At 68.7% G+C, this 21,162-nt stretch carries 22 protein-coding genes; 15 read left to right on the top strand and 7 right to left on the bottom strand.

The annotated features are described in order from the left end of the window. Positions 1–16 precede the first annotated feature (16 nt). Complete coding sequence (locus N0B15_RS11085; protein ID WP_263019772.1) at positions 17–910, bottom strand: transcription initiation factor IIB; 894 nt, start codon at positions 908–910, stop codon at positions 17–19. Between the two features lie 203 nt (positions 911–1,113). Between N0B15_RS11085 and hisI the strand changes: the two genes are divergently transcribed. Genes hisI through N0B15_RS11105 form a run of 4 tightly spaced genes read left to right on the top strand, consistent with a single transcriptional unit; the run spans position 1,114 to position 3,574 of the window. After that, on the top strand, positions 1,114–1,488 hold the full coding sequence (gene hisI, locus N0B15_RS11090) for a phosphoribosyl-AMP cyclohydrolase (protein ID WP_263019773.1): 375 nt from the start codon (positions 1,114–1,116) through the stop codon (positions 1,486–1,488). Beyond that, positions 1,488–2,642 (top strand): DUF7118 family protein, encoded by a 1,155-nt coding sequence (locus tag N0B15_RS11095; protein WP_263019774.1) that lies wholly within the window; start codon positions 1,488–1,490, stop codon positions 2,640–2,642. Before hisI ends, N0B15_RS11095 begins: the two co-directional genes overlap by 1 nt. Further along, a complete protein-coding gene (locus N0B15_RS11100) occupies positions 2,639–3,052 on the top strand; it encodes a universal stress protein (protein ID WP_263019775.1) in 414 nt (137 codons plus the stop codon). The genes N0B15_RS11095 and N0B15_RS11100 overlap by 4 nt, the downstream gene beginning before the upstream one ends. A gap of 51 nt (positions 3,053–3,103) precedes the next feature. Continuing rightward, entirely contained in the window at positions 3,104–3,574 is a 471-nt protein-coding gene (locus N0B15_RS11105) for an HPP family protein (protein ID WP_263019776.1), read from the top strand. Between the two features lie 92 nt (positions 3,575–3,666). Here N0B15_RS11105 and glmM read toward each other — a convergent pair whose 3' ends face one another. Next, complete coding sequence (glmM, locus tag N0B15_RS11110) at positions 3,667–5,031, bottom strand: phosphoglucosamine mutase (protein ID WP_263019777.1); 1,365 nt, start codon at positions 5,029–5,031, stop codon at positions 3,667–3,669. Positions 5,032–5,166: 135 nt separating this feature from the next. Here glmM and N0B15_RS11115 point away from each other — a divergent pair, with 135 nt between their 5' ends. The 3 genes from N0B15_RS11115 (at position 5,167) to N0B15_RS11125 (ending at position 7,188) form a co-directional block, all read left to right on the top strand. Then, a complete protein-coding gene (locus N0B15_RS11115) occupies positions 5,167–5,637 on the top strand; it encodes a hypothetical protein (protein WP_263019778.1) in 471 nt (156 codons plus the stop codon). A 46-nt stretch (positions 5,638–5,683) separates the two neighbouring features. Further along, entirely contained in the window at positions 5,684–6,535 is an 852-nt protein-coding gene (locus N0B15_RS11120; RefSeq protein WP_263019779.1) for a ribose-phosphate diphosphokinase, read from the top strand. Between the two features lie 122 nt (positions 6,536–6,657). After that, on the top strand, positions 6,658–7,188 hold the full coding sequence (locus tag N0B15_RS11125; protein WP_263019780.1) for a heme NO-binding domain-containing protein: 531 nt from the start codon (positions 6,658–6,660) through the stop codon (positions 7,186–7,188). 62 nt (positions 7,189–7,250) lie between these two features. Here N0B15_RS11125 and N0B15_RS11130 read toward each other — a convergent pair whose 3' ends face one another. The 3 genes from N0B15_RS11130 to N0B15_RS11140 form a co-directional block, all read right to left on the bottom strand. Then, the gene (locus N0B15_RS11130; RefSeq protein ID WP_263019781.1) at positions 7,251–9,347 is read right to left on the bottom strand and encodes a CARDB domain-containing protein; all 2,097 of its coding nucleotides are present in this window, start codon (positions 9,345–9,347) and stop codon (positions 7,251–7,253) included. A gap of 135 nt (positions 9,348–9,482) precedes the next feature. Continuing rightward, positions 9,483–12,695 carry an isoleucine--tRNA ligase gene (gene ileS, locus N0B15_RS11135; RefSeq protein WP_263019782.1) on the bottom strand — a complete coding sequence of 1,071 codons (3,213 nt, stop codon included), beginning with the start codon at positions 12,693–12,695 and terminating at the stop codon, positions 9,483–9,485. Between the two features lie 76 nt (positions 12,696–12,771). Beyond that, on the bottom strand, positions 12,772–12,990 hold the full coding sequence (locus tag N0B15_RS11140; RefSeq protein WP_263019783.1) for a DUF8151 family protein: 219 nt from the start codon (positions 12,988–12,990) through the stop codon (positions 12,772–12,774). Between the two features lie 88 nt (positions 12,991–13,078). Between N0B15_RS11140 and N0B15_RS11145 the strand changes: the two genes are divergently transcribed. The 5 genes from N0B15_RS11145 (at position 13,079) to N0B15_RS11165 (ending at position 17,113) form a co-directional block, all read left to right on the top strand. Next, positions 13,079–13,735, top strand: coding sequence for a uracil-DNA glycosylase (locus tag N0B15_RS11145; RefSeq protein WP_263019784.1), 657 nt, complete (start codon positions 13,079–13,081; stop codon positions 13,733–13,735). 79 nt (positions 13,736–13,814) lie between these two features. Next, positions 13,815–14,987, top strand: a complete 1,173-nt coding sequence (locus N0B15_RS11150) for a PGF-CTERM-anchored ABC transporter substrate-binding protein (RefSeq protein ID WP_263019785.1) — start codon at positions 13,815–13,817, stop codon at positions 14,985–14,987. Positions 14,988–14,999: 12 nt separating this feature from the next. Then, complete coding sequence (locus tag N0B15_RS11155) at positions 15,000–15,902, top strand: ABC transporter substrate-binding protein (RefSeq protein WP_263019786.1); 903 nt, start codon at positions 15,000–15,002, stop codon at positions 15,900–15,902. 93 nt (positions 15,903–15,995) lie between these two features. After that, a complete protein-coding gene (locus N0B15_RS11160) occupies positions 15,996–16,415 on the top strand; it encodes an HIT family protein (RefSeq protein ID WP_263019787.1) in 420 nt (139 codons plus the stop codon). A gap of 98 nt (positions 16,416–16,513) precedes the next feature. Next, positions 16,514–17,113, top strand: coding sequence for a riboflavin synthase (locus tag N0B15_RS11165; protein WP_263019788.1), 600 nt, complete (start codon positions 16,514–16,516; stop codon positions 17,111–17,113). Between the two features lie 4 nt (positions 17,114–17,117). On the opposite strand, the gene N0B15_RS11170 is transcribed toward N0B15_RS11165, so the two are convergent. Further along, positions 17,118–17,723, bottom strand: a complete 606-nt coding sequence (locus N0B15_RS11170; protein ID WP_263019789.1) for a TetR/AcrR family transcriptional regulator — start codon at positions 17,721–17,723, stop codon at positions 17,118–17,120. Between the two features lie 107 nt (positions 17,724–17,830). Here N0B15_RS11170 and N0B15_RS11175 point away from each other — a divergent pair, with 107 nt between their 5' ends. From N0B15_RS11175 to N0B15_RS11185, 3 genes are read left to right on the top strand one after another with little or no spacing between them, the layout of a single operon-like run. Continuing rightward, positions 17,831–18,841 (top strand): ABC transporter ATP-binding protein, encoded by a 1,011-nt coding sequence (locus N0B15_RS11175; protein WP_263019790.1) that lies wholly within the window; start codon positions 17,831–17,833, stop codon positions 18,839–18,841. Then, entirely contained in the window at positions 18,834–19,622 is a 789-nt protein-coding gene (locus tag N0B15_RS11180; protein WP_263019791.1) for an ABC transporter permease, read from the top strand. Before N0B15_RS11175 ends, N0B15_RS11180 begins: the two co-directional genes overlap by 8 nt. A gap of 41 nt (positions 19,623–19,663) precedes the next feature. After that, a complete protein-coding gene (locus N0B15_RS11185; RefSeq protein ID WP_263019792.1) occupies positions 19,664–19,915 on the top strand; it encodes a hypothetical protein in 252 nt (83 codons plus the stop codon). A 46-nt stretch (positions 19,916–19,961) separates the two neighbouring features. Here N0B15_RS11185 and N0B15_RS11190 read toward each other — a convergent pair whose 3' ends face one another. Further along, positions 19,962–20,966 (bottom strand): A24 family peptidase, encoded by a 1,005-nt coding sequence (locus N0B15_RS11190; RefSeq protein ID WP_263019793.1) that lies wholly within the window; start codon positions 20,964–20,966, stop codon positions 19,962–19,964. Between the last annotated feature and the right edge of the window lie 196 nt (positions 20,967–21,162).

A 21,162-nucleotide genomic window follows, 5' to 3' on the forward strand; every position in this document is an offset into this window, starting at 1 on the left:
TGTATCGCTCGAGCGCTCAGTGACTCTCGCACTTGAGGTCTCTGAGCGTCTCGAACGTCGAGCGGATCGTCACGGGGGAGACGTTGCCGGTTTCGGCGGCGGCCGCCTGGGTGATCGGGTCGCTCTCTTCGACGCGCATGGCGGCGGCGTACAGACAGGCGGCGGCGACGCCGCTCGGGTTCTTGCCGTCGATGAGTCCGGCATCACGGAGGTCGGCGACGTACTGGCTGGCGCGGTGTTCGACACAGCGTGCTAACTCGAGTCGGGAGGCGTATCGGGGGAGGTACTCGGCGGGGTCGATGGGACCGGTCTGGATCTCGAGTTCGCGGTTGAGTGCCCGGTAGGCCGCTTTCAGTTCCGCCTCGTCGGCGTGGGCGACGGCGACGACCTCGTCGATGGTTCGCGAGATGGCGCTGGTTCGGCAGGTGGCGTAGACGGTGGCGGCGGCGAAGCCTTCGATCGACCGTCCACGCAGCAGGTCGGCGTTCTGTGCGGATTCGAAGAGGACGCAGGAGCGTTCGGTGGTCCAGACGGGAAGGGAGAGTCGGGCGACGATGCGTCGGATCTCGCTGAAGCCCGCCATCTGGTTCCGTGCGGCTTTCGACTCGAACCGGGCGCGGCTGTGTTCACGGCGCATGCGCGCCACCTGCTGGCGTTTTCGGCCCGTGAGGCGGAGACTCGTCTCGTAGCCGATTTCCGTCGAGAGTCCCCGGTCGTGACGCGAGCGCGTCAGCGGTGCGCCGGTTCGCTTCCGGTTGGAACTGCCGTCGAACGACCGCCATTCGGGACCGCGATCGATCGCGTCCGTGTCGACGACGAGACCGCACTCTTCACAGATCAGTTCGGTATCGATCGTTCGCAACCTCCCCTCGCACTCGGGGCAGATCGCACTCTTTTCGAAGCCGGTCATGTCTATCTCGAGTGATGTATGCTGTAGTTGATACGAAATGTGCATAAAGATATCTCCATAGTATTTTGGAAATCGCCAATAGCTATCTCTCGGAAGGGCGTATCTACCCCCGGAAATCTGCTGGATTCCCGGCGGTGACTGCTCGAGTGTTGGCGACATCCACCGGCAAAAGACCTATCGCGCCGACGGCCGTTCTCTCGCGCATGGAAGACGCCGTCACCGATGTCGAGGTCGCGTTCGACGACGACGGACTCGTCCCCGCCGTCGCCCAGGACGCGGAGACGGGCGAGGTGTTGATGCTCGCGTACGTCTCGGCCGAGGCGCTCGAGCGGACGCGTGAGAGCGGTCTCGCCCACTATTACTCGCGCAGTCGCGACCAGCTCTGGCAGAAGGGGAAGACGAGCGGCCACGTCCAGCGCGTCGAAGAGATCCGTGTCGACTGCGACGCCGACACACTGCTGTACGTCGTCGAGCAGGAGGCCGGTGCCTGTCACACGGGCCACCGCTCGTGTTTCTACCGGACGCTCGAGGGTGAGAACGTCGGCGAGCGCGTGTTCGACCCCGACGACGTCTACTGATGGGCGAGTCGCTGCAGTACCACGACGACGACAGCGAGCACCCGCTCGAGCGTCTCGAGCGTGCTCGTGACCGTCTCGAAACGGTCGAGCGACGGATCGACGACCTCGGCGGGACGGAGCAGGTCGAACGCGGTGGCGAGACCTACGACACCGCCGCGACGCTGCTCGAGCGCTACGTCGACCGCGCCACCGGCACCGGCCGTTCGACGTTCGCTGCCTACGTCGAACTCGAGGGTCACTTCTCGACGCTGGTCGAGAACCTCCCGGCGGACCTCCCACACCGGGAGGCGTTCGAGGCGGCGTTCGACGCCATCGACAAGCGGCGGCTGAACGAGTCTGACTTCGAGCGTGCCGAAGACGCGCTCGAGCCGGCGAGCGTGTTCCGGTCCGTCCTCGACGACCGCGAGGCCGCCCGGGAGGCGATCACCGACGCACGAACCGCCGCCACCGAGCGGCTGCGCGCTCTCGAGACGGAGATTTCGGCGGCAGAACGTACCCTCAAACTGGGTGAGACCGACCTCGACGCGCCGGTCGAGCGCCTCCGCGAGCCGATCGACCGCTACAACGCGGCGATCGAGGAGGCGTTCACCGCCTACGTCCACGAGCGCTCGGCACGTGCGCTCTTCTCGCTGCTCGAGCGGAGCCGTCTCTACCCGTTCGTGCCGTTCGAACGCCCGCCAGCGGACCTCCGCGCCTACGTCTTCGAGAACGAGGCCGGGACGAATACCGTTCCAACGCTGCTCGAGTACGCCTCGTATTCGCACTCGAAACTCGACCACTACGTCGACGACGCCGCCGAACTCAAACGCCGGGTGGCGACCCAGCAGACCTATCTCGAGGGAATCGACGCGACGGCGCTGTCGCTCGAGTGGCCGCCGGACGACGCGGTGAGCCTTCGCATCCGCCTCCGGGAACGCCAGCCGTTCGTCGCCCGCGTCGCCGACGAGTCGACCGTCGCCCTGCTCAGGGAGATCCGTCGTCTCACCTACGACGACGAGTACGAGCGCTTACAGACGGCGGCGGCGGCGCGCTCACAGCTCACGCCCGACGAGCGCGAGCGCCTCGCCGACGGGCGGGTCGCCGCTCGACTCGAGTCGTTGCGCGCGGAACACGAGCGGCTTCGGGGGGCGCTCGAGTCCGAGACACCAAGATGACACGCCACGTCCTCGTCGCGATGGACGACTCCGCGCCCGCCCGCGCGGCGCTCGAGTACGCACTCGAGACCGTTCCCGACGCCCGGTTCACGGTGCTCCACGTCGTCGACGAACTCGAGAGCCACTACGGCGGCCAGGCCGACGTGAGCGACGGCTCGCCGACGGAGACCACGCCGTCGTGCTTCGAGACGGCCGAGGAACTGGCGGCCGCCCACGGCATCGGGGTCGAGACGGCCCTCACGAGCGGGCCACAGCCAGCGGCGGCGATTCTCGAGTACGCGAACGGACGGGCGGTCGACGAACTCGTCGTGGGGAGCGCCGGCCGCGGCGGCGTCTCGCGGGTGTTACTCGGGAGCGTCGCGGAGGCGCTCGCCCGCCGTGCTTCCTGTCCGGTGACGATCGTTAGCTGAGCGTCGCCTCGAAACCGAGGGGGTTTCTCACTCGAGTCTGTACCCGCTCCCATGGACGGCAGAGTCGGAACCACGGTACACACGGGGCTGCTCGTCTCGGTCACGGCGCTCGTGGCGTGGCTCTCGGGGCTGCCGATGCTGTTTCCGAGCCTCGGTCCCTCGGCGTTCGTCCTCGCGATGTTTCCACACAGCGACGCCAGCGCGCCGCGGCGCGTGATCGGCGGCCACCTCGTCGGTGTGCTGGCGGGCCTGCTCGCCTACCACGCCCTCGCCGAGGGTATCGTCATGACGAACGCACTCGAGCCAGCCTCGCTCGACGGGCTCAGACTGGCCGCCAGCGGCGTCCTCGCGACCGTGCTTACCGTCGCGGGGATGTTGTTCGTCCGGGTTCGCCACCCGCCAGCGTGTGCGACGACGCTGATCGTCGCGCTCGGCTTGCTCTCGACGCCGCTCGAGGGGGCACTGATCGTCGTGGCGGTCGTCGCGCTCGTCGGGACGCATCGGCTGCTCCTCCTGGGGTGAACGCGGCCGCTCGAGTGGCGGCCGCAACTCCTGAAAACCGGTTCCTGCTGTCTCGCCCGCGCCGATGCCGACCTGGTGGGGTCCGATCCGTTTCAGGCGGCGGCCTTGGCGTCGGCGAGCGCCGCGTGCATGTCTGCGGCGAGCGTCTCCGCACGCGTCTCCTCGCGCGCTTCGGCGTAGATGCGGACGAGCGGTTCGGTGCCGGAGGGGCGCGCGAGTACCCAGGCGTCGCCGTAGTCGAGGCGGTAGCCGTCGCGGGTGTTGAGCTCGGCGTCAGCGGCCTGCGCCTGGTTGGCCGCGGCGTCTAACATCGCGTCGCGCTCGGCCGTCGACTCGTAGTGGATGTTGCGCCGGACGTTCGCGTAGCCGTCGAAGGGCGCGACGATCTCGCTCGCCCGACGCTCGGCGACGAGTTCGAGAAACCGTGCCGCCGTGTACGCCCCGTCGCGAGCGAGCCTGTAGCCGGGGAAGAAGATGCCGCCGTTGCCCTCGCCCGCGATGGGGACGCGCCGGCCGTTCGCCTCGAGTTCTTCGATGCGGGTGATGATGTTGGTCGACCCGATCGGCGTCAGTTCGAGGTTCGCGCCGACGTCGGTCGCGACGTCGACGAGGCGCTGGGAGACGTTGACCGCCGACACCGTGGTATCGCCCGCCTCGAGTTCTGCGGCGGCGAGCGCGGCGAAGGTGGCGTCGCCCTCGAGGTAGGTGCCGGTCTCGTCGAAGAAGATGGCCCGGTCGGCGTCGCCGTCGTGGGCGATCCCGACGTCGGCCCCGCTCGCACGGACGAGCCGGCCGAGGTCTTCGAGGTTCTCGGGGATCGGCTCGGGGTCCCGGCCCGGGAAGTGGCCGTCTGGCTGCCCGTTGACGGTGACGACGCGACAGCCGAGTTCGCGCAAGAATGCGGGGCTGGTGAGCGAGCCAGCGCCGTGGCCGGGGTCGAGCGCGACGGTGAGACCGCCCTCGGCGATGGTCTCACGGTCGACGCTCGAGAGCAACTCGTCGACGTAGGTCTCGCGAACGCCCTCGATTTCGCGGACGCGGCCGGTGGCGTGCCAGGGGGCGGTGTCGAACGCTTCGGCGAGGAGCGTCGATTCGATCTCTCTGAGGTCGGCGACGGTGAGTTCGACGCCGTCGTCGCCGACGAGTTTGACGCCGTTGTACTGCGGCGGGTTGTGCGAGGCGGTGATGACCATCACACCGACGCCCTCGCGTTCGGCGTAGAACTGCGCACCCGGCGTGGGGAGCACGCCGAGACGCTCGACGTCGACGCCGACGCTCGCCAGCCCGCTCGCGGCCGCGTCGGCGAGCATCCGTCCGGTTCGGCGCGTGTCCCTGGCGATGGCGACCCGCTCCGCTCGCCAGGCCGTTCCGACCGACTTCGCGATCCGCAACACGAACTCCGGCGTCAACTCCTCGTTCGCGACCCCGCGCGTCCCACTCGAGCCGAAGACGTTCATCGGCTGATACTGGGGAGGCAGCGACCAAATGGATTCCGGCACGCTCACTCGCGCTGAGACGGGCGGTAGACCGGCTGGTTGTCCGACGGGCGTCTGCCGAAAGAGTGAATCCACTCAGGTTACAACCACCTCTTCATGAGTGATACGACGCGCCGCCACCTGCTCGCTTCCGGTGGCGTCGCCGCACTGGCCGCACTGGCAGGCTGTCAGAGCAGTGGCGAGACCGACGACGGCGACGGGTCGTCACCGACGGGAACGGTCCTCGGTGACGTCTCCGTCCAGAACGCCCACGGCCAGGAACACACCATCGACGTCCAGGTCGAGTTCCACGGCGGACTCACCCACTGGTCGACCCACGTCCTCGACGAGGACACCTCGAGCAGCGACCTCGAGCGCGACTGGCAGGAGGAGCCGGGTCCGTTCAGAGTGCGCGCACGCCTCGACAGTGGCTCGTTCGCGGAGGTGACGCCCGCGACCTGGAACGACCCGGCCTGTCTCAACCTGCTGGTACTCGTCGACCGCTCGGGCGAACTCTCGATTCTCGCGACGCCCGAGGGCGGTCCCTGCGCGGCGGCGGACGCCGCCGGGGTCTCGAGCGACGACTGACGGCCAGAACGAAAACCGGTTTACCCAGCGGCCTGTGGTGTCGACCATGATCGTCAGTGGCTCAACGTCGCAGGTGCTCGCCGCTTCGCTCGCGCGCGAACTCGAGCGCCCGCTCGCGCCCGTCGACTACCAGCGCTTTCCCGACGGCGAACTGCTCGCCTCGGTCCCCGATTTCGACGCCGAGGAGGCGGTGATCGTCGCCTCGACGCTCTCGAGTGACGCCCACGTCGAACTCCTCCAGCTACAGGACGCCCTCGCCGAGGCGGGCTGTGCGGAGGTGACGACCGTCGTCCCCTACATGGGCTACAGCCGCCAGGACGCCGCCTTCGAGGCGGGCCAGCCGATCTCCTCGCGGGCCATCGCGAAGGCCGTCTCGACGGGTACCGACCGCGTGCTCACCGTCAACCCTCACGAGCGGGCTGTCTGTGACTTTTTCGAGCCGACCGCCGAGGCGGTCGACGCCGCGGGCGTCCTCGCCGACCCGCTCCCGAGGGACCTCACCGACCCGGTGTTTCTCTCGCCCGACGCGGGCGCGATTTCGATCGCCGAGACCGTCCGTGATGCCTACGGCGAGGGCGAGGTCGACTACTTCGAGAAGACCCGCCTCTCGGGCGACGAGGTCGACATCTCGCCGAGTGACGCCGACGTGACCGGCCGGGACGTCGTCGTCACCGACGACATCATCGCGACCGGTTCGACCATGAGCGAGGCGGTCGCCATCCTCGGCGAGCGCGGCGTCGGCCGCGTCTACGTCACCTGTGTCCACCCGCTGCTGACCACGAACGCCTACACGAAACTCTCTCGAGCGGGCGTCGAGACCATCTACGGCACCGACACGGTCGAGCGGCCGGCGAGCGCCGTCTCCGTCGCCCCCGTCCTCGCGGAACGTCTCGAGTGAGACCGCGAGGCGTACGCGCGGACCGAAACGGACTACACACCGCTGCGCCAACTCGCCAGTAGCAATCGCTGCCGGCTGTCGCCGCCTCCAGACGGGCGACTCGGCTCCCACTCACCATACCCATGCACGGACTCGTCCACCGCACACTCAAACAGTACATCTCGGAGAAAGCTGGCGAGCGAAGCTGGGAGACCGTCCGCGAACGCGCGGGCGTCGACGCGAAACTCTACCTGCCGGTCACCCACTACGAGGACGCCGAGTTCGACGCACTCGTCGACGCGCTCGCCTCGATGTCGGGCCACGGCAGGGACGCCATCGAGCGCGACGTCGGCTACTTCCTCGCCGAACCGTTCGTCGGGACGTTTCGCAGCTACCTCCGGACGGAGTGGGAGTTCGAGGACCTCCTCGAGTCACTCGCCGAGGTCGCTGACGCGCTCGCCACCGAACGGGGGGAGACGAAGCCGCCGACGCTCGCGTGTGAACGGCTCGAGACCGACCGCCTCCAGGTCAGCTACCGGTCCGACCGCTCGTATCCGGCGCTGGCGCACGGCCTGCTCGAGGGTGTCGCCGCCGCCTACGACGAACCGGTGACGGTCACGCGTATCTCCGAGACGGGCGACGAAGACGCCCGGTTCGAAGTTCGTCTCGAGTGACGCCACCGGTCGGGACTGTTGCTCGAGTGACGCCGTCTGTCAGGACCTTCGGAGTGACGCCCTCAGTTCGTCCGTCTCGCTCGAGCGACGGCGACGAGTACGACCACTGCGCTCGCCAGGAGTACCCCAAATCCGGGGAGGGCGTCGGCTGCGTTCTCGGCGTGAGCACCGATCGACGAGCCACCGACGTCGAGGACGGCCGTGTGCTCGCCGACGGCGAGTTCGTACCGTCCCTCGGCCGGGAAGCTGACGGCCGTCTCGAGCGTCGCCGACTCACCCGGTCCGAGCGCGACCGTCCACTCGTCTGCGATGCCGTCGGGGGTTCGCACCCGTAGCGTCGCGTTCGCCGGCCGGTCGGCGTCGTTCGCGACGGTCGCGACCACCTGCGCTGGCTCGCCGGGGTCGACGCGGTCGGGCTCGACGGTGAGGTCACTCACCCGCACGTCCGCCGGCGAGCGAACGTCGACGCCGAAGCGCTCGTCGCCCACTCGGAGTTCGTACGAACCCGGGCGCGAGGGCGTCCACGCGAGCGTGGTCTCGTCTCGTTCACCGGCCGCGAGTTCCCCGCGCTGCTGGTCGGCGAGCGCACCGTCGACGACCACTCGTGCGTCGTACGTGCCGTCGCGCTCGCCGACGTTCTCGACGGTCACGGGGAGGTGAACCGTCTCCCCCGGGACGAGCGCGGCTGCGCCGGCCGCCCCGCCGTCGCCCGTCCGCTCGAGTCCGAGGGCGATCGGACCCGTCCGGTAGGGACCGGACACCGTCGGCGACGCGTCCCCGAGACCGTAGGTGAACAGCGCCCGCTCACCCTCGAAGGCGGTCCGGTGTTCGTGTGCGGACCACGTCTCCGGGACGGCGGCCGTCTCGACGTACCGCTCGGCGAACGCCCTCACCTCGGGGTTGCCGTAGCGCTCGAGCGCCGCGTAGTAGGTCTCGGCGGTCACCCGCTCGCCCGCCTGGTTCAGGTCTCTGAACACCTCGAGCGAGGAGTACTCGCCGTCGCTCGCGAGGCGAAGCTGTCGGTCGATCGCACCGTAGACCAGCGGTCCCTTCACGTAGTCGGTCGACTCGTGGTGCCAGCTCGAGCGGTCGGCGAGCACCCCGTCGGCGTACGGCGAGCGCTGGCCCCCGCTGAGGAAGCGCTCGAACTGCCGGTACTCGATCAACCCGCTCTCGAGCGCCAGCAACGCCGCGTAGTACTCCGCCTGGGCTTCGACCAGCCAGGCCGTCTCGGCCGCCGTTGCGTGGTGAATCGCGAAGTCCTGCTGGGTGTGGACGTACTCGTGGAGCCAGACGCCGTTGGCGACGGCGAGCGGCGCGTCGTCGCGCACCCAGGCGTCGCGCTCGCCGTACTGGATGCCTCCGGCGGCCCACTCGACCCGGGTCGGCGCGGCGACGAAGAACACCTCCTCGCCCCAGCTCACGGTTCCGAGCGCGTCACTCGCCTCCTCGAGCGCGTCCAGGACGTCTTCGGGCGACTCGCTCATCGAGGCGGTCGCGGGGACGACGAGTTCGATCGACTCGCGACTCGTCTCGCGCTCGTAGGTGGCTGCCTCCCCGAGGAAGGCGATCGAGCCGCCGGTCGCGCCGGGACCGTCCACCGTCACCGTCCGCTCGACGCCCGTCGGTGCGGTCTGCCACCACTCGAGTGAGTCACTCGGCACCGCGACGAGCGCCCACGACCCGGCGTCGACGAAGTAGTAGCCGTCTCCCTGCTCCGGCGAGTGGTGGTGGCGCTCGAGGTGGGTCCGGTTCGCCGCGACGCGGTAGGTGAGCGCCGGGGCGGCCGTCTCGCCGTCCCACCGGTAGACGCCGCCCGCCGCCTCGAAGCCGTCGCTCGAGACCACCGTGGCCTGTGCGTCCGGCCTGAGCTCGAGTTCCGTCACCGTCTCGGGAACCGAGAGGTGGACCTCGGCTTCGAACTCGCCGGGGCTGTCGGGGAGGTGGCGCACCACCGTCTCCTTCTCGATCGTCTCGCGCTCGCCCGTATCCGTGGTGAGCGCGCCGAGCGCGTCGTCGCCACTCGAGCGGAACTCGACCCCCTCCGCGGTGTCAGACACGCCGCCCGCATCGCCCGCGACGCCGCCGCCGCCGACGGCGATGGCTCCCAGACAACACAGACAGCAGAGGACGATCGCGAGGAGGGCCCGTCTCGTCACGACCTATCGTGTTGCGTGAACGAGTATGGCTCTTGTGGCAACGCGTTCTGACCGGCGGGTCGTGTGTCGGCGACGCTCGGCGGGTCGCCTGCAAAAACCGCTCGTGCTCTCTCTCTCGAGTGCCCGATCCGCTTCTCAGGCCGCCGACGCCGACACCGGTGAGATGGCGAGTTCGATCTCGACGCCGTCGACGTCCCAGGTCTTGCGGTGGCTCGCGTCGCCGTCTTCGACGCCCGTCAGCGCCTCGGCGCGGACTTCGTCCGCGATCAGGTCCTCGCGTTCGGCCACGAGGTCGGCGATGCGCTCGTCGGCGACCGACACCTCGAGTGTGATCTGCTCTTCGACGTCGAGGTCGAGTTCCTTGCGCATCTCCTGGACGCGGCGGATGACCTCGCGGGCGTAGCCCTCGCTCTCGATGTCGTCGGTGAGGCTGGCGTCGACGTAGACGACGCCGCGGTCGTCGCCCTCGACGCCGAACGGGGTGCCGGCGATGTCGTCGGGCGTCTCGGTGACGAACGAGACCATCTCCGACTCGAGGCTGATCTCCTCGCCCAGCGATTCGGAGACGGCGCGCTCGAGGCTCTCGAGCGTCGGGTCGTCGATGCGGGCCTCGTTGAGTGCGTTCATGATGCGTCCGGCGTCGCCGCCGAAGGCGGGTCCGAGCAGGCTCATGTCGGCGTTGGCGCTGTAGTCGAGTTCGCCCCAGTGGTCGCCGGGGGAGACGAGTTCGACCTCGCGGGCGTTGAGCCGTTCACACAGGAGGTCGGTGTGGCGCTCGACGGCGGCCGCCACGTCGTCGTCGTCGGCGGCGACGACCACTCGCGGGACGGGCCAGCGCAGCTTTCGCCCGGCCTGCTGGCGGGCGTGGGCACCCGCCTCTTCGATCGCTCGCAGCGCGACGACGTCGGTCTCGAGTTCCTCGTCGACCCAGTACTCCTCGACGGCCGGCCACTCGCTCATGTGGACGGTGTCGTGGCCGTCCTCGCCGGTGAGCGTTCCGTAGATCTCCTCACTGACGAAGGGGGCGAACGGCGCGAGCAGCACCGTCACCCGCTCGAGGACGTGGTAGAGCGTCGCGTAGGCGGCGCGCTTGCTCGCGCTGTCGGTCTCCTCCCACATGCGTTCGCGGACCGCCTGGACGTAAAAGCGCGAGACGTCATCGACGATAAAGGAGAGCAGCGCTTCGATCGCCTGGTCCTGGCGGAAGACCTCGAGTTCGTCGGTCATCGTCTCGACCGTCGACTGGAGGCGCGCGAGCACCCACTCGTCGAGGCGCTCGAGGTCGTCGTCGACCGCCTCGAGCGTGGTCTCTGCGGGGTCGAAGCCGTCGAGGCGCATGTACGGCAGCGGGAAGCGGAAGACGTTCCAGAGCGTCCGTAAGTGGTTCTCCATGGTGCGCATGCCCTCCCAGGAGAAGCGCATGTCGTCGCCCTGTGGGTTCGCCGAGAGGAGGAACAGTCGCATGGCGTCGGCCCCGTGGCGGTCGATCGCCTCGTGGGGTTCGACGACGTTGCCGACGGATTTCGACATCTTGCGGCCGTCCTCGTCTAAGGCGTGGCCGTGCATCACGACGGTGTCGTAGGGGACCTCGCCGAGGGCGGTCGTCCCCATGCCGAGCTGGGACCAGAACCAGCCGCGGGTCTGGTCGTGGGCCTCGATGATGAGGTCGGCGGGCCAGAGTTCGTCGAAGCGCTCCTGGTCTTCGGGGAAGTCGAGCGTCCCCCAGGAGGCCACCGAGGAGTCGAGCCAGACGTCGAAGACGTCGGGGATGCGCGTGTAGGTGACGCCGTCTTCGGTGATCGTGAGGTCGTCGACGGTGTCCTTGTGGATGTCGATCGTCTCGGGGTCGATCTCCTGGTCGACGCGCTCGGCGAGTTCCTCGCGCGTGGCGACGACGATCATGTCCTCGTCACCACGGCCGTCCGGCGTCTCCTCGGGCGTCCAGATCGGAATCGGAATCCCCCAGTAGCGCTGACGCGAGACGTTCCAGTCGGGAGCCTCCTCGACGAAGTCCCGGAAGCGGTTGTCCCGCGCCCAGTCGGGGAACCACTCGCTGTCTTCGATGTTCTCGAGTAAGTCGTCTTTGACGTCCGTCACCGTGATGAACCACTGGTCGGTGACGATCTGGATGATACCTCTATCACAGCGCCAGCAGTGGCCGTAGCTGTGACTGACGGTTCCCGAGGCGAGCAACGCGCCGTTGGTCTCGAGGTCGTCGATGATCCGCTCGTTCGCCTCCTTGACGAACTCGCCCTCGTAGACGCCCGCCTCGGCGGTGTAGACGCCGTCGCCGTCGACCGGACAGAAGATGGGGAAGCCGAGTTCGCGGCCGCGTTCGAAGTCCTCCTCACCGTGACCCGGCGCGGAGTGGACGAGTCCCGTCCGGTCGGTCTCGACGTAGTCGGCCGTGTAGACCTCGAGTGCGCCCTCGTGGCTCGGGTGGTCGGGCACTTCGTCTGCGAGCGGGTGTTCGTAGGCCCAGCCGACCAGCTCCTCGCCGGTGCGCTCGTCGACGACCTCGTAGTCGTCGTAACGGCCCTCTCTGAGGACCTCCTCGAGGCAGGCTTCGGCGACGTAGAGTACCTCCGACTCGCCGTCGCGCTCGGCGCGGACGCCGACGTACTCGAGGTCGGGGGCGACCGCGACGAACGTGTTCGCGGGGATGGTCCACGGCGTCGTCGTCCAGACGACGAGCGCGCCCTCGCGGTCGACGAGGTCGAACGTCACGTAGATGGAGGGATCCTCGACGTCTGTGTACTCGACCTCGTTGTTGGCGAGCCCGGTCTCACACCGCGGACACTGCGAGATGGAGCGTTTGCCCTGGACGACGAGACCGCGTTCGGCGGCCTTCGCGAAGCCCCACCAGGCGGCCTCCATGTACTCGGGATTCAGTGTCTTGTACGGGTCGTCCCAGTCCATCCAGACGCCGAAGGACTCGAAGTCCTCGCGCATCGCCTCGAGTTGCTCCTCGGCGTACGCCTTACACTCGTCGATGAACGCCTCCTCGCCGAAGGCCTCGATGTCCTTCTTGTTCTCGAAGCCGAGTTTCTCCTCGACTTTCGTCTCGATTGGCAGCCCGTGCATGTCGTAGCCCGGCCGGTCGGTGACGTCGTAGCCCTGCATGCGGAGGTACCGGATGTAGACGTCTTTCAGCGACTTGTTCCAGGTCGTCCCCATGTGGGCCGCCCCGGAGGTGTACGGCGGGCCGTCGACGAAGAAGTACGGCTCGCCGTCGGCCGCTCGCTCTCTGGTCTGTTCGTAGGCGTCGACCGCCTCCCAGTGCTCGAACACCCGTCGTTCGAGCGCCTGGGGGTCGTAGCCCTCGTCGACCTCGCCGAACCTGCTCATACGTGGCTCCACTGGCTCCGAGGCTAAATGAGAATCGGTCCGGCAGGTACGAGCCGAGCGTACTCAACTGGCGGCCTCAGACCACTCGAGCGAGCAGTTTCTGGTAGCCGATGCCGTAGACGCCGGCGTAGAGAGCGAGCGCACCGACGACGGCGAGCCAGAGGGCGACGAAGCTCTCGCCAGCGCCGAGATACTGGAGGCTCGTATACTCGAGCAGCGCACCGGCGGCGGTCAGGAGTGTCGCGAGGAGGGCGTAGAGCAGCGTTGCGAACAGGTCGGCGGCGAGTTCTCGCATGTCAGAGGGAGGGGCGGTGGACGAACGTAAACCTGTCCCTCGACGCGCGAGCGTGAAACCCATGGTCGCCCGGACCCAACGCCGTGGTGTGTCCCGTCCCGACGCCGACCCCGCCTTCCCCTCGAGTCGCCACGTCCTCGAAGCCGACTGTGAGCGCTGCCCCGCGCTGGCCGACGCCCGCGAGTGCATCTCGTGGGGAACCGGCTCGCTCGAGGCGAGCGTCTTCGTCGTCGGCGAAGCGCCCGGCGCTGGCAACCCCGACGCCGAACGCTGGCGCGGGGGCAACTGGACCGGCATGGCCTACACCGCGCGCCACTCCGGGCGACGCATCAGGCGGACGCTCGCCGCCGTGGGCTTCGCCGACGACGCCTACTACACCAACGCGGTGAAGTGTTTCCCCGCCGATCCACAGGATCCGACGACCAACCGCGAGCCAACGGCGGCGGAGCGGACGGCCTGTCGCCCCCACCTCGAGCGCGAACTCGAGTGTGTCTCGCCGACGGTGATCCTCGCGACGGGCAGACACGCCACCCAGACGGTGCTCGAGGCCGACGGTGACTCACTCGACGGCTTCCTCGAGACCGTTCTCGAGCCCCGCCGCTCCGAGCGCTTCGACTGCTGGCTGTTACCGATGCTCCACCCCGCCTACCGCGACGTCTGGGTCGGCCGCCTCGGCCACGACGTCGAGAGCTACCTCGCCGCCCTCGGCGAGACGCTCGCGGAACTGTGCGCCGACTCGCGGTAACCTCCGCCCGTCGTCGCGCCCGAACGAAAGTTGAATTGCAATAGGAACGCATTTGTTGAACTGGCGGCACAGTGGGCGTATGCGACTGCTACCGCTCGTGTTCGTGGCGCTGGTCGTCCTCGCGGGGACGGCCGGTCCCGCCGCGGCGCTGGGGGACGGAGACGGGAGTATCGAGACAGTCGAGGAGTGTGGGTTTCCGCTGACGGTCACGGACGCGACGGGAGCCGAGCTCACGCTCGAAGAGCCACCCGAACGGGTGGTGACGCTCAACCCGAGCGCCGCTCAGACGCTGTGGGAGATCGGTGCCGACGACCGCGTCGTCGGCGTCACGAAACACGCGACGAACCTCGAGGGCGCCGACGAGCGGACGAACATCTCGACACCCGCCGAGACCATCGAACCCGAGCGCGTCGTCGGTCTCGAACCCGACCTCGTGATCGCACCGGGATCGAACTACGTCGGCGAGGAACTCGTCGAGGTGTTGCGCGAGGCGGGGCTGACGGTCTATCACTACCCGTCGGCGGATTCGATCGACACCGTCTACGAGCAGACCCGCCTGATCGGTGCACTCGTCGACGAGTGCGACGGTGCCGAGGCGACCACCGACTGGATGGACGAGGAACTCGCGGCCGTCGACGCCGCACTCGAGGGCGAAGACCGCCCGGCCGTCCTCTACGAGTTCTTCGAGTTCACCGCCGGTGAAGGGACGTTCGTCCACGAGATCCTCGAGCGTGCCGGCGGCGACAACATCGCTGCGGAGGCGGGAATCGAGGGCTACCAGCTCGTGAACGAGGAGACCGTCGTCGAGTACGACCCCGAGTGGCTGGTGCTCAACACGAACTCACCCGAGGTACCAGAGAGCGAGGCGTTCGCCGCGACCAGTGCGGTCCAGTCCGACCAGGTCGTCGTCGTCGACGTCAACCTGTTGAACCGGCCCGGACCCCGGATCGTCGACGCCATCACGACGCTCGCAGCGACCTTCCACCCGGAGGCGTACGCCGAGGCACGCGCCGAGGCGAGCACAGATGCCGAGACCGAGTCGACGGCCGACGACTCGAGCGGCGCTGCCGACGCCGGTGACACCGACGCCGACGGCGAGCGAGCGGACGATACCGACGAGGCGGACGACTCGAGCGACGCTGCCGACGCCAGCGCGGACGACGACGGCTCGCCCGGCTTCGGCACACTCCTCGCCGTCGGTGTGCTCGTCGTGGCGGCGCTCTCGATCCGCCAGCGTGATGGCGGTGCGTGAGGAGTCGACCGTATGAAGGTCATCTCCACCTCACCCTCCTCGACAGAGATCCTCGCCGCCCTCGGCGTCGACCCCGTCGCAGTCTCACACGCCTGTGACTACCCGCCTCGAGTGGCTGACCTGCCGCGGATCGACGTCTCGAAGGTCGACGCCGACGCCAGCGCCGACCGCCACGAGCAGGTCCGCGCGGCGACGGCGGACGGCCACCTCTACCGGATGGACGCCGAGACCATCGACGCGCTCGACCCGGACCTGATCGTCACCCAGGGCGTCTGCGGGGTGTGTGCGGTCGACGACGTGCTCGTCGGTGAGACGCTCGCCGGGCTCGAGACCGACCCCGCGGTGCTCGCCCTCCAGGCGCGCCGACTCGCGGACGTCTTCACCTGCATCGAGGAGGTCGGCGAGGCGACCGACACCGAGGCGGCGGCGACGGCGCTCGTCGCGGACCTCCGCGAGCGCCTCGACACCCTCGCCGAGCGCGTCCCCGACGCGCCCCGTCCGCGGCTGGCCGTCCTCGAGTGGATGGACCCGCTCCGCCCCGGCGGAAGCTGGGTTCCCGACGTGGTCGCCGCGGCTGGCGCGACCTGCGAGTTCGGCGAGCCGGGCGCGCGCTCGCGGCCGCTCGAGTGGGACGCCTTCCTGGCGGCTGACCCCGAGGTGCTGGTGGTCGCCCCCTGTGGCTTCGACGCCGAGCGGACGCTCGAGCGGCTCCACGAACTGACCGACCGGCCGGGGTGGGACGACCTCACGGCGGTCCGCGACGGTCAGGTGTTCGTCTTCGACGGGAGCGCCTACCTGACCCGGTGGACGCCGCGGCTGGTCGACGCCGCCGAGCGCCTGGCCGCGGTCTGTCACCCCGACGCGTTCGACGCACCACCGGCCGACGTCGTCCGTCTCGACCCGTCCCGGTACTGACTCGTCCCGAGCCACGCTGACGACTCGAGCCGTCGCTGGCTCTCCTCGATCCGGCGGGAAACCTTCATACGGCGAGGTGTCGACTCCCCGTACATGGCTTCGATCTTCAGTCAGATCGTCGCGGGCGACATTCCCGCGCGCGTGGTGTACGAAGACGAGACGACGCTGGCGTTTCTCGACGTGAACCCGCTCGCGCCGGGGCACACGCTCGTGATCCCGAAAGAGGAGTACGAGCGGCTGAACGACGTCCCGGCGGACGTGGCGGCCGACCTCTACGCGACGCTCCACCGGCTCGTCCCGGCCGTCGAGGCGGCCGTCGACGCCGACGCCAGCACCGTCGCGTTCAACAACGGCGAGGCCGCAGGCCAGGAGGTGCCCCACGTCCACGCCCACATCGTCCCACGCTTTACGGGAGACGGCGGCGGTCCCATCCACGCCATCGCGGGCGAGACGCCCGACCTGGAAGACGACGATCTGGATGCGATCGCCGACGAGATCGACGCACGCGTCTGAGGCGGCCGGTCGCCGCTCGAGCCTGGGACGCCGTCCGACTCGTTCCACATCTGTGATCCATAACGAATTTGTCGAGGTAGCGAGTCGCTCGAGACGAGATGTACACCGGGATCGTCGAGACGACGGGAACCATCGCGGAGACTACACGCGTCGGCGCGGGCCGCCGACTCAGAATCGAACCCCGCCCGGCGGGGATCGGACCGGACGACAGCGTCGCCGTCAGCGGCGTCTGCCTGACCGCCGAAACCGTCGGCGAGGACTGGTTCGAGACGTTTCTCTCGGCCGAGACCCTCGCGCGGACGACGCTCGGCGACGCCACGCCGGGTGAGCGGGTCAACCTCGAGCGGCCGCTGGCCGCTTCGGGACGCTTTCACGGCCACGTCGTCGGCGGCACCGTCGAGACGACGACACGGCTGCTCGAGCGCCACCCACTCGGCGCAGAAGGCTCCGGAGGGACGGCGCTCACGTTCGCTCTGCCCGAGACCTGCGCTCCGTACGTCGTCGAGAAGGGACCGGTCGCCGTCGACGGCGTGAGCCTCTCCATCGCTGGTGTCGAGCCGGGGTCGTTCGAGGTGGTCGTGGTCCCACAGACGGCCGCCCTGACGACGTTCTCGAGTGTCGCCGTCGGCGACGAGTGTAACCTCGAAGTGGATCTGTTCGCGAAGTACGCCGCGCGCCAGCGGGCGCTCGTGGGGTGAGTCTTCAGGACGTGAGTCCGCGCGCCAGCGCCGAGACGTAGACCTCCTTGACGCGCTCGTAGTAGCCTGCCTCGTACTCCTCGTACTCCTCGCGGTAGAGGCTGAGTAAGACGACCGCGCTCATCAGGCCGAGAATGGTGATGGCGTCGAGCGCCTCGAGCGCCTCGTCGCGCTCGCGGACGGCGTCGACGATGGGGACGAACGCCGCGAGTTCCTCGCGCTGGATCTCCTCGAGTCGCTCCGCTGGCACGCCGCGAAACACCTCCCGGTAGTCGCTCCGGACGACCAGCTGCTGGACTAGCTCGTTGTCCTCGGCCCACTCGAGGTAGCTGTGAAACAACACCTCGAGTCCGTCGCGGGCGGTGTCGGTCGCGTCGAGGTCGCGCTCGACGCGCTCGAAGTACGCCTCCTGCTCGCGGCGTAAGACCTCGAGGTACAGTTCCGCCTTCGAGTCGAAAAAGCGGTAGAAGGTCCCCTTCGCGATGCCGACCGGTTCGGTCACGTCGGCGACCGTCGTCTTCTCCGGCCCGTACCGAACCAGCAGTTCCCGACCGGTCTCGACGAGCTCCTCGCGGATCCGGTCGCGCTCGTCGTCGCTGAACCCACGCATGCCCGGGCTTGGTCTGGTGAACGAAAAAACGAATCGGTCACCGTTCGTGGCCCGGCCTTGACTACGTGACCAAAACAGATATCTGTTCATAGACTCGAGTGTCGGGTATGGCAGCCATCGAGGTTTCGGCGCTGACGAAGGCCTACGGCGAGGTCCTGGGGATCGACTCGCTCTCGTTCACCGTCGAGGAGGGCGAGGTGTTCGGCTTTTTAGGCCCGAACGGCGCCGGGAAGACCACCGCGATCAGGACGCTGCTCGGCTTGCTCGCACCGACGAGCGGGAGCGCGACGGTCCTCGGCGCGGACGTACGCGACGAGACCGCCCTGATCGAGGCGAAACGCCGCATCGGCTACCTCCCGGCGGACCTCAGCTTCGACGAGAACGCCACCGGTGAGCGCGTCCTCGAGTACTTCGCGTCGATCCGCGGAGACAGCCGTCGCGAGGAACTGCTCGAGATCTTCACCCCGCCGCTCGAGCGCCGGATTCGCGAGTACTCGACGGGCAACGCACAGATGCTCGGTCTCGTCCAGGCGTTCATGCACGACCCCGACCTCGTCATCATGGACGAGCCAACGTCGGGACTCGACCCGCTGAAACAGGAGCGTTTCAACGAGTTCGTCCGCGCAGAACGCGAGCGCGGGACGACGATCTTCTTCTCCTCACACGTCCTGAGCGAGGTGCGCCGCGTCTGTGATCGCGTCGCCATCCTCCGCGAGGGTGAACTCGTCGCACTCGAAGACGTCGAAACGCTCCTCAGCCGCGGCGGCAAGTCCGTCCGCGTCCAGTTCGGCTCCCCGGTCGACCCCGAGGTGTTCACGCTCGAGGGAGCGAACGACGTCCGCACACTCGGCTCCGGTCTCCAGTTCACCTACACCGGCGAGTACGACGCGCTGCTCTCTCACCTCGCCACCTACGAGGTGCTCGACGTCGAGATCGGCGAACCGCCGCTCGAGGACGTGTTCATGCACTACTACGGCGACGCCGACGGGAGCGCCGAGCGTGGAGACGCCGACGGGAGCGCCGAGCGTGGAGACGCCGACGGGAGCGCCGAGCGTGGAGACGCCGACTCGAGTGCCGGGACTCGAGCGGCCGTAGAGACGGAGGCTGGCGATGCTTGAGATCGCCCGCTACCAGGCCGAACGCCGCCTGAAGGGGACGCTCGCGCTCGCCGTCGGGATCAGCGCGCTCGCGCTCATGTTCATCGCGTTCTTCCCCTCGTTCGCCGACGTGGACATGGACGCCTACGTCGAGGCGTTCCCGCCCGCCTTCCAGGAGGCGTTCGGCATCGACACGATCGGCACGATCGAGGGCTTCCTCGCCGTCGAACTCTACCAGTTCGTCTGGCTCCTGTTGCTCGGTCTCTACGTCGCCTACCTCGCCGCGGGATCGATCGCCGAGGACGTCGAACGCGACCGGATGGACCTCGTCCTCTCGCTACCGGTCTCGCGCGCCCGCGTCGTCACCGAGACGTTCGCCGCGCTCGTCGTTCCGATCGTCCTCCTCAACCTCGTCGTCCCGGTCGCCGTCTACGCGGGCGTCCTCGCCATCGGCGAGACGGTCGCCCTGGCCGACCTCGTGATGGTCCACCTCCTCTCGATACCCTACCTGCTCGCCTGCGCCGCCATCGGCCTGCTCCTCTCGACGCTGCTCGTACGCGCCGACCTCGCTCGCCGTCTCGCCATCGGACTGGTGTTCGCCCTCTTCCTGGTCGACTCGGTGAGCTCGAGCGCCGACTACACCTGGCTCGCCGCCGTCAGCCCCACCGCCCACTACGACCCGACGGCCATCCTGGTCCACGGCACCTACGATTTCACCGGCGCGGCCGTCCTCCTCCTCGCGACGCTCGCTCTCGTCCTCGCCAGCCGGGTTCAGTTTCGCCGCTCCGACATCGGCGTCTGAGCCGCCGTGAGTGTTTTGACCCTCGAGCGTGACTCGCGCTCATGGCTGGAGGCTCTCTCACAACGCTGCTCGCCGAGGTGCGCGCCCACCCCATCGCCGCGACGCTCGAACTCGGCAGCGTCGTCGGCTGTGCCCTGCTGTTTCTCGCCACGCTCGCCGCACTGGCGTCGGGACCGCCGACGCTCAACGAGTGGCTCTGGGTCGCTATCGTCGCCGGCGGCGCGGTGCTCGCGGTCCTCTGGACGTTCGTCGTCCCGCTCTACGAACACTACCTCTACCCGCGGCTGTCCTGAGCAGCCGTGCCGACGCGGACTCGGCGCACTTCGCTCGAGCGCCCGTCTACAGGAATAGCCCGAACAGCAGGTCGCCGTAGACGAGCGCGATCACCAGCCCGACGAAGACGGGGACGAGAAACGGCGTCCCCGGCGAGACCCAGACCGTCTCCTCCCGACTCAGCACCTCGAGTCCGTCCCGGAGCGTCTCGGGTGTGGTGCCGTAGGCCGTCCCCTCGATGTCCGCGAGGAAGGCCGCCGCACCCCACGGGTCCTCGCCGTCGGTCTCGGCGTCCCGGTCGCCGTCGCTCTCGCTCCGCTGCCCGCCGTCGGTACGGGCGTCGGTGACGCCCACCGCGCCGTCGGTCGGTGGGTGTGGTTCGTCCGGCAGCGTCGCCGGGTCGCGGTAGCGCTCGGGGTCGGCGCGCACCGCCTCGAGTGTCAGCCCGCGCCAGCGCAGGTACATTCTGAGCGCGTCGAGGTCGAGACCGCCTCGAGAGAGTCCCTCGGTCGTCTGGAGGAGTTTGCCGTGGGTGTCGATCACCCGCTCCGTCTGGACCGGCCAGCCGACGAACATCACGGGGGCGATGCGCCCGGCGAGGGCGTTTCGGGCCGCGAGCGCCAGTGGGATGAGGACGCCGACGAGCACCGCGTTCGTCAGGATGGTAAAGGAGAACGCCCCCGCGTCGGTCGTCGTCAGCGGCAGCGTCTGCGAGCCGAGCGTGTAGGCCGGAAACGCCGGAAACACCAGCGCGATCACCAGCAGCGCCTTCGCGTCCGCGCCGCCGAAGCCGCCGACCCACCAGAAGAGGTAGGCGATGGGGACGACGAAGCCCAGGCTGATCGCCGCCGGGAGGAGAAACTCCCAGGCCCAGACCTGTGGGCCTGCCTCCCTCGCGAGCAGGGCGTCCCAGACGAGGGTCACCGCTCCCAGTGCGGCGAGCGGAATCCAGACCCGACTCGAGATGCGCCGCGTCTTCACGTCGCGCACCGCCGCCCAGGCGAAGACGGGGACGGCGAGCAGCCGCAGGAGGTCGGGCGTCGTCGCCACCGAGAGCGTACTCGAGACCATCGATCAGATCACACCCCCACTCGGCGCGGAGGGGGTGTTATGGTTTCGGCCCCCGCAGAGCGACTCACCGGGTTCGTCCCGCCGTCGCCTCTTACTCCGCCGCCTCTCACGGCGGGTTTTCGACCGCGTTGATCCCCTCGGCCGTACGACAAATCTCGTCTGTCGGTTCGTTCCTCACCCGTGATAGGAAATCGTG

This window comes from Natronobiforma cellulositropha (genome assembly GCF_025629245.1).
In the GTDB taxonomy this organism is placed as follows: Archaea; Halobacteriota; Halobacteria; order Halobacteriales; family Natrialbaceae; genus Natronobiforma; species Natronobiforma cellulositropha.

Bases quoted from the DNA above. Each gene is read 5' to 3' on its own strand.
- N0B15_RS11085 (WP_263019772.1), bottom strand. From the start codon at position 910: ATGACCGGCTTCGAAAAGAGTGCGATCTGCCCCGAGTGCGAGGGGAGG.
- hisI (WP_263019773.1), top strand. From the start codon at position 1,114: ATGGAAGACGCCGTCACCGATGTCGAGGTCGCGTTCGACGACGACGGA.
- N0B15_RS11095 (WP_263019774.1), top strand. From the start codon at position 1,488: ATGGGCGAGTCGCTGCAGTACCACGACGACGACAGCGAGCACCCGCTC.
- N0B15_RS11100 (WP_263019775.1), top strand. From the start codon at position 2,639: ATGACACGCCACGTCCTCGTCGCGATGGACGACTCCGCGCCCGCCCGC.
- N0B15_RS11105 (WP_263019776.1), top strand. From the start codon at position 3,104: ATGGACGGCAGAGTCGGAACCACGGTACACACGGGGCTGCTCGTCTCG.
- glmM (WP_263019777.1), bottom strand. From the start codon at position 5,031: ATGAACGTCTTCGGCTCGAGTGGGACGCGCGGGGTCGCGAACGAGGAG.
- N0B15_RS11115 (WP_263019778.1), top strand. From the start codon at position 5,167: ATGAGTGATACGACGCGCCGCCACCTGCTCGCTTCCGGTGGCGTCGCC.
- N0B15_RS11120 (WP_263019779.1), top strand. From the start codon at position 5,684: ATGATCGTCAGTGGCTCAACGTCGCAGGTGCTCGCCGCTTCGCTCGCG.
- N0B15_RS11125 (WP_263019780.1), top strand. From the start codon at position 6,658: ATGCACGGACTCGTCCACCGCACACTCAAACAGTACATCTCGGAGAAA.
- ileS (WP_263019782.1), bottom strand. From the start codon at position 12,695: ATGAGCAGGTTCGGCGAGGTCGACGAGGGCTACGACCCCCAGGCGCTC.
- N0B15_RS11140 (WP_263019783.1), bottom strand. From the start codon at position 12,990: ATGCGAGAACTCGCCGCCGACCTGTTCGCAACGCTGCTCTACGCCCTC.
- N0B15_RS11150 (WP_263019785.1), top strand. From the start codon at position 13,815: ATGCGACTGCTACCGCTCGTGTTCGTGGCGCTGGTCGTCCTCGCGGGG.
- N0B15_RS11155 (WP_263019786.1), top strand. From the start codon at position 15,000: ATGAAGGTCATCTCCACCTCACCCTCCTCGACAGAGATCCTCGCCGCC.
- N0B15_RS11160 (WP_263019787.1), top strand. From the start codon at position 15,996: ATGGCTTCGATCTTCAGTCAGATCGTCGCGGGCGACATTCCCGCGCGC.
- N0B15_RS11165 (WP_263019788.1), top strand. From the start codon at position 16,514: ATGTACACCGGGATCGTCGAGACGACGGGAACCATCGCGGAGACTACA.
- N0B15_RS11170 (WP_263019789.1), bottom strand. From the start codon at position 17,723: ATGCGTGGGTTCAGCGACGACGAGCGCGACCGGATCCGCGAGGAGCTC.
- N0B15_RS11175 (WP_263019790.1), top strand. From the start codon at position 17,831: ATGGCAGCCATCGAGGTTTCGGCGCTGACGAAGGCCTACGGCGAGGTC.
- N0B15_RS11180 (WP_263019791.1), top strand. From the start codon at position 18,834: ATGCTTGAGATCGCCCGCTACCAGGCCGAACGCCGCCTGAAGGGGACG.
- N0B15_RS11185 (WP_263019792.1), top strand. From the start codon at position 19,664: ATGGCTGGAGGCTCTCTCACAACGCTGCTCGCCGAGGTGCGCGCCCAC.
- N0B15_RS11190 (WP_263019793.1), bottom strand. From the start codon at position 20,966: ATGGTCTCGAGTACGCTCTCGGTGGCGACGACGCCCGACCTCCTGCGG.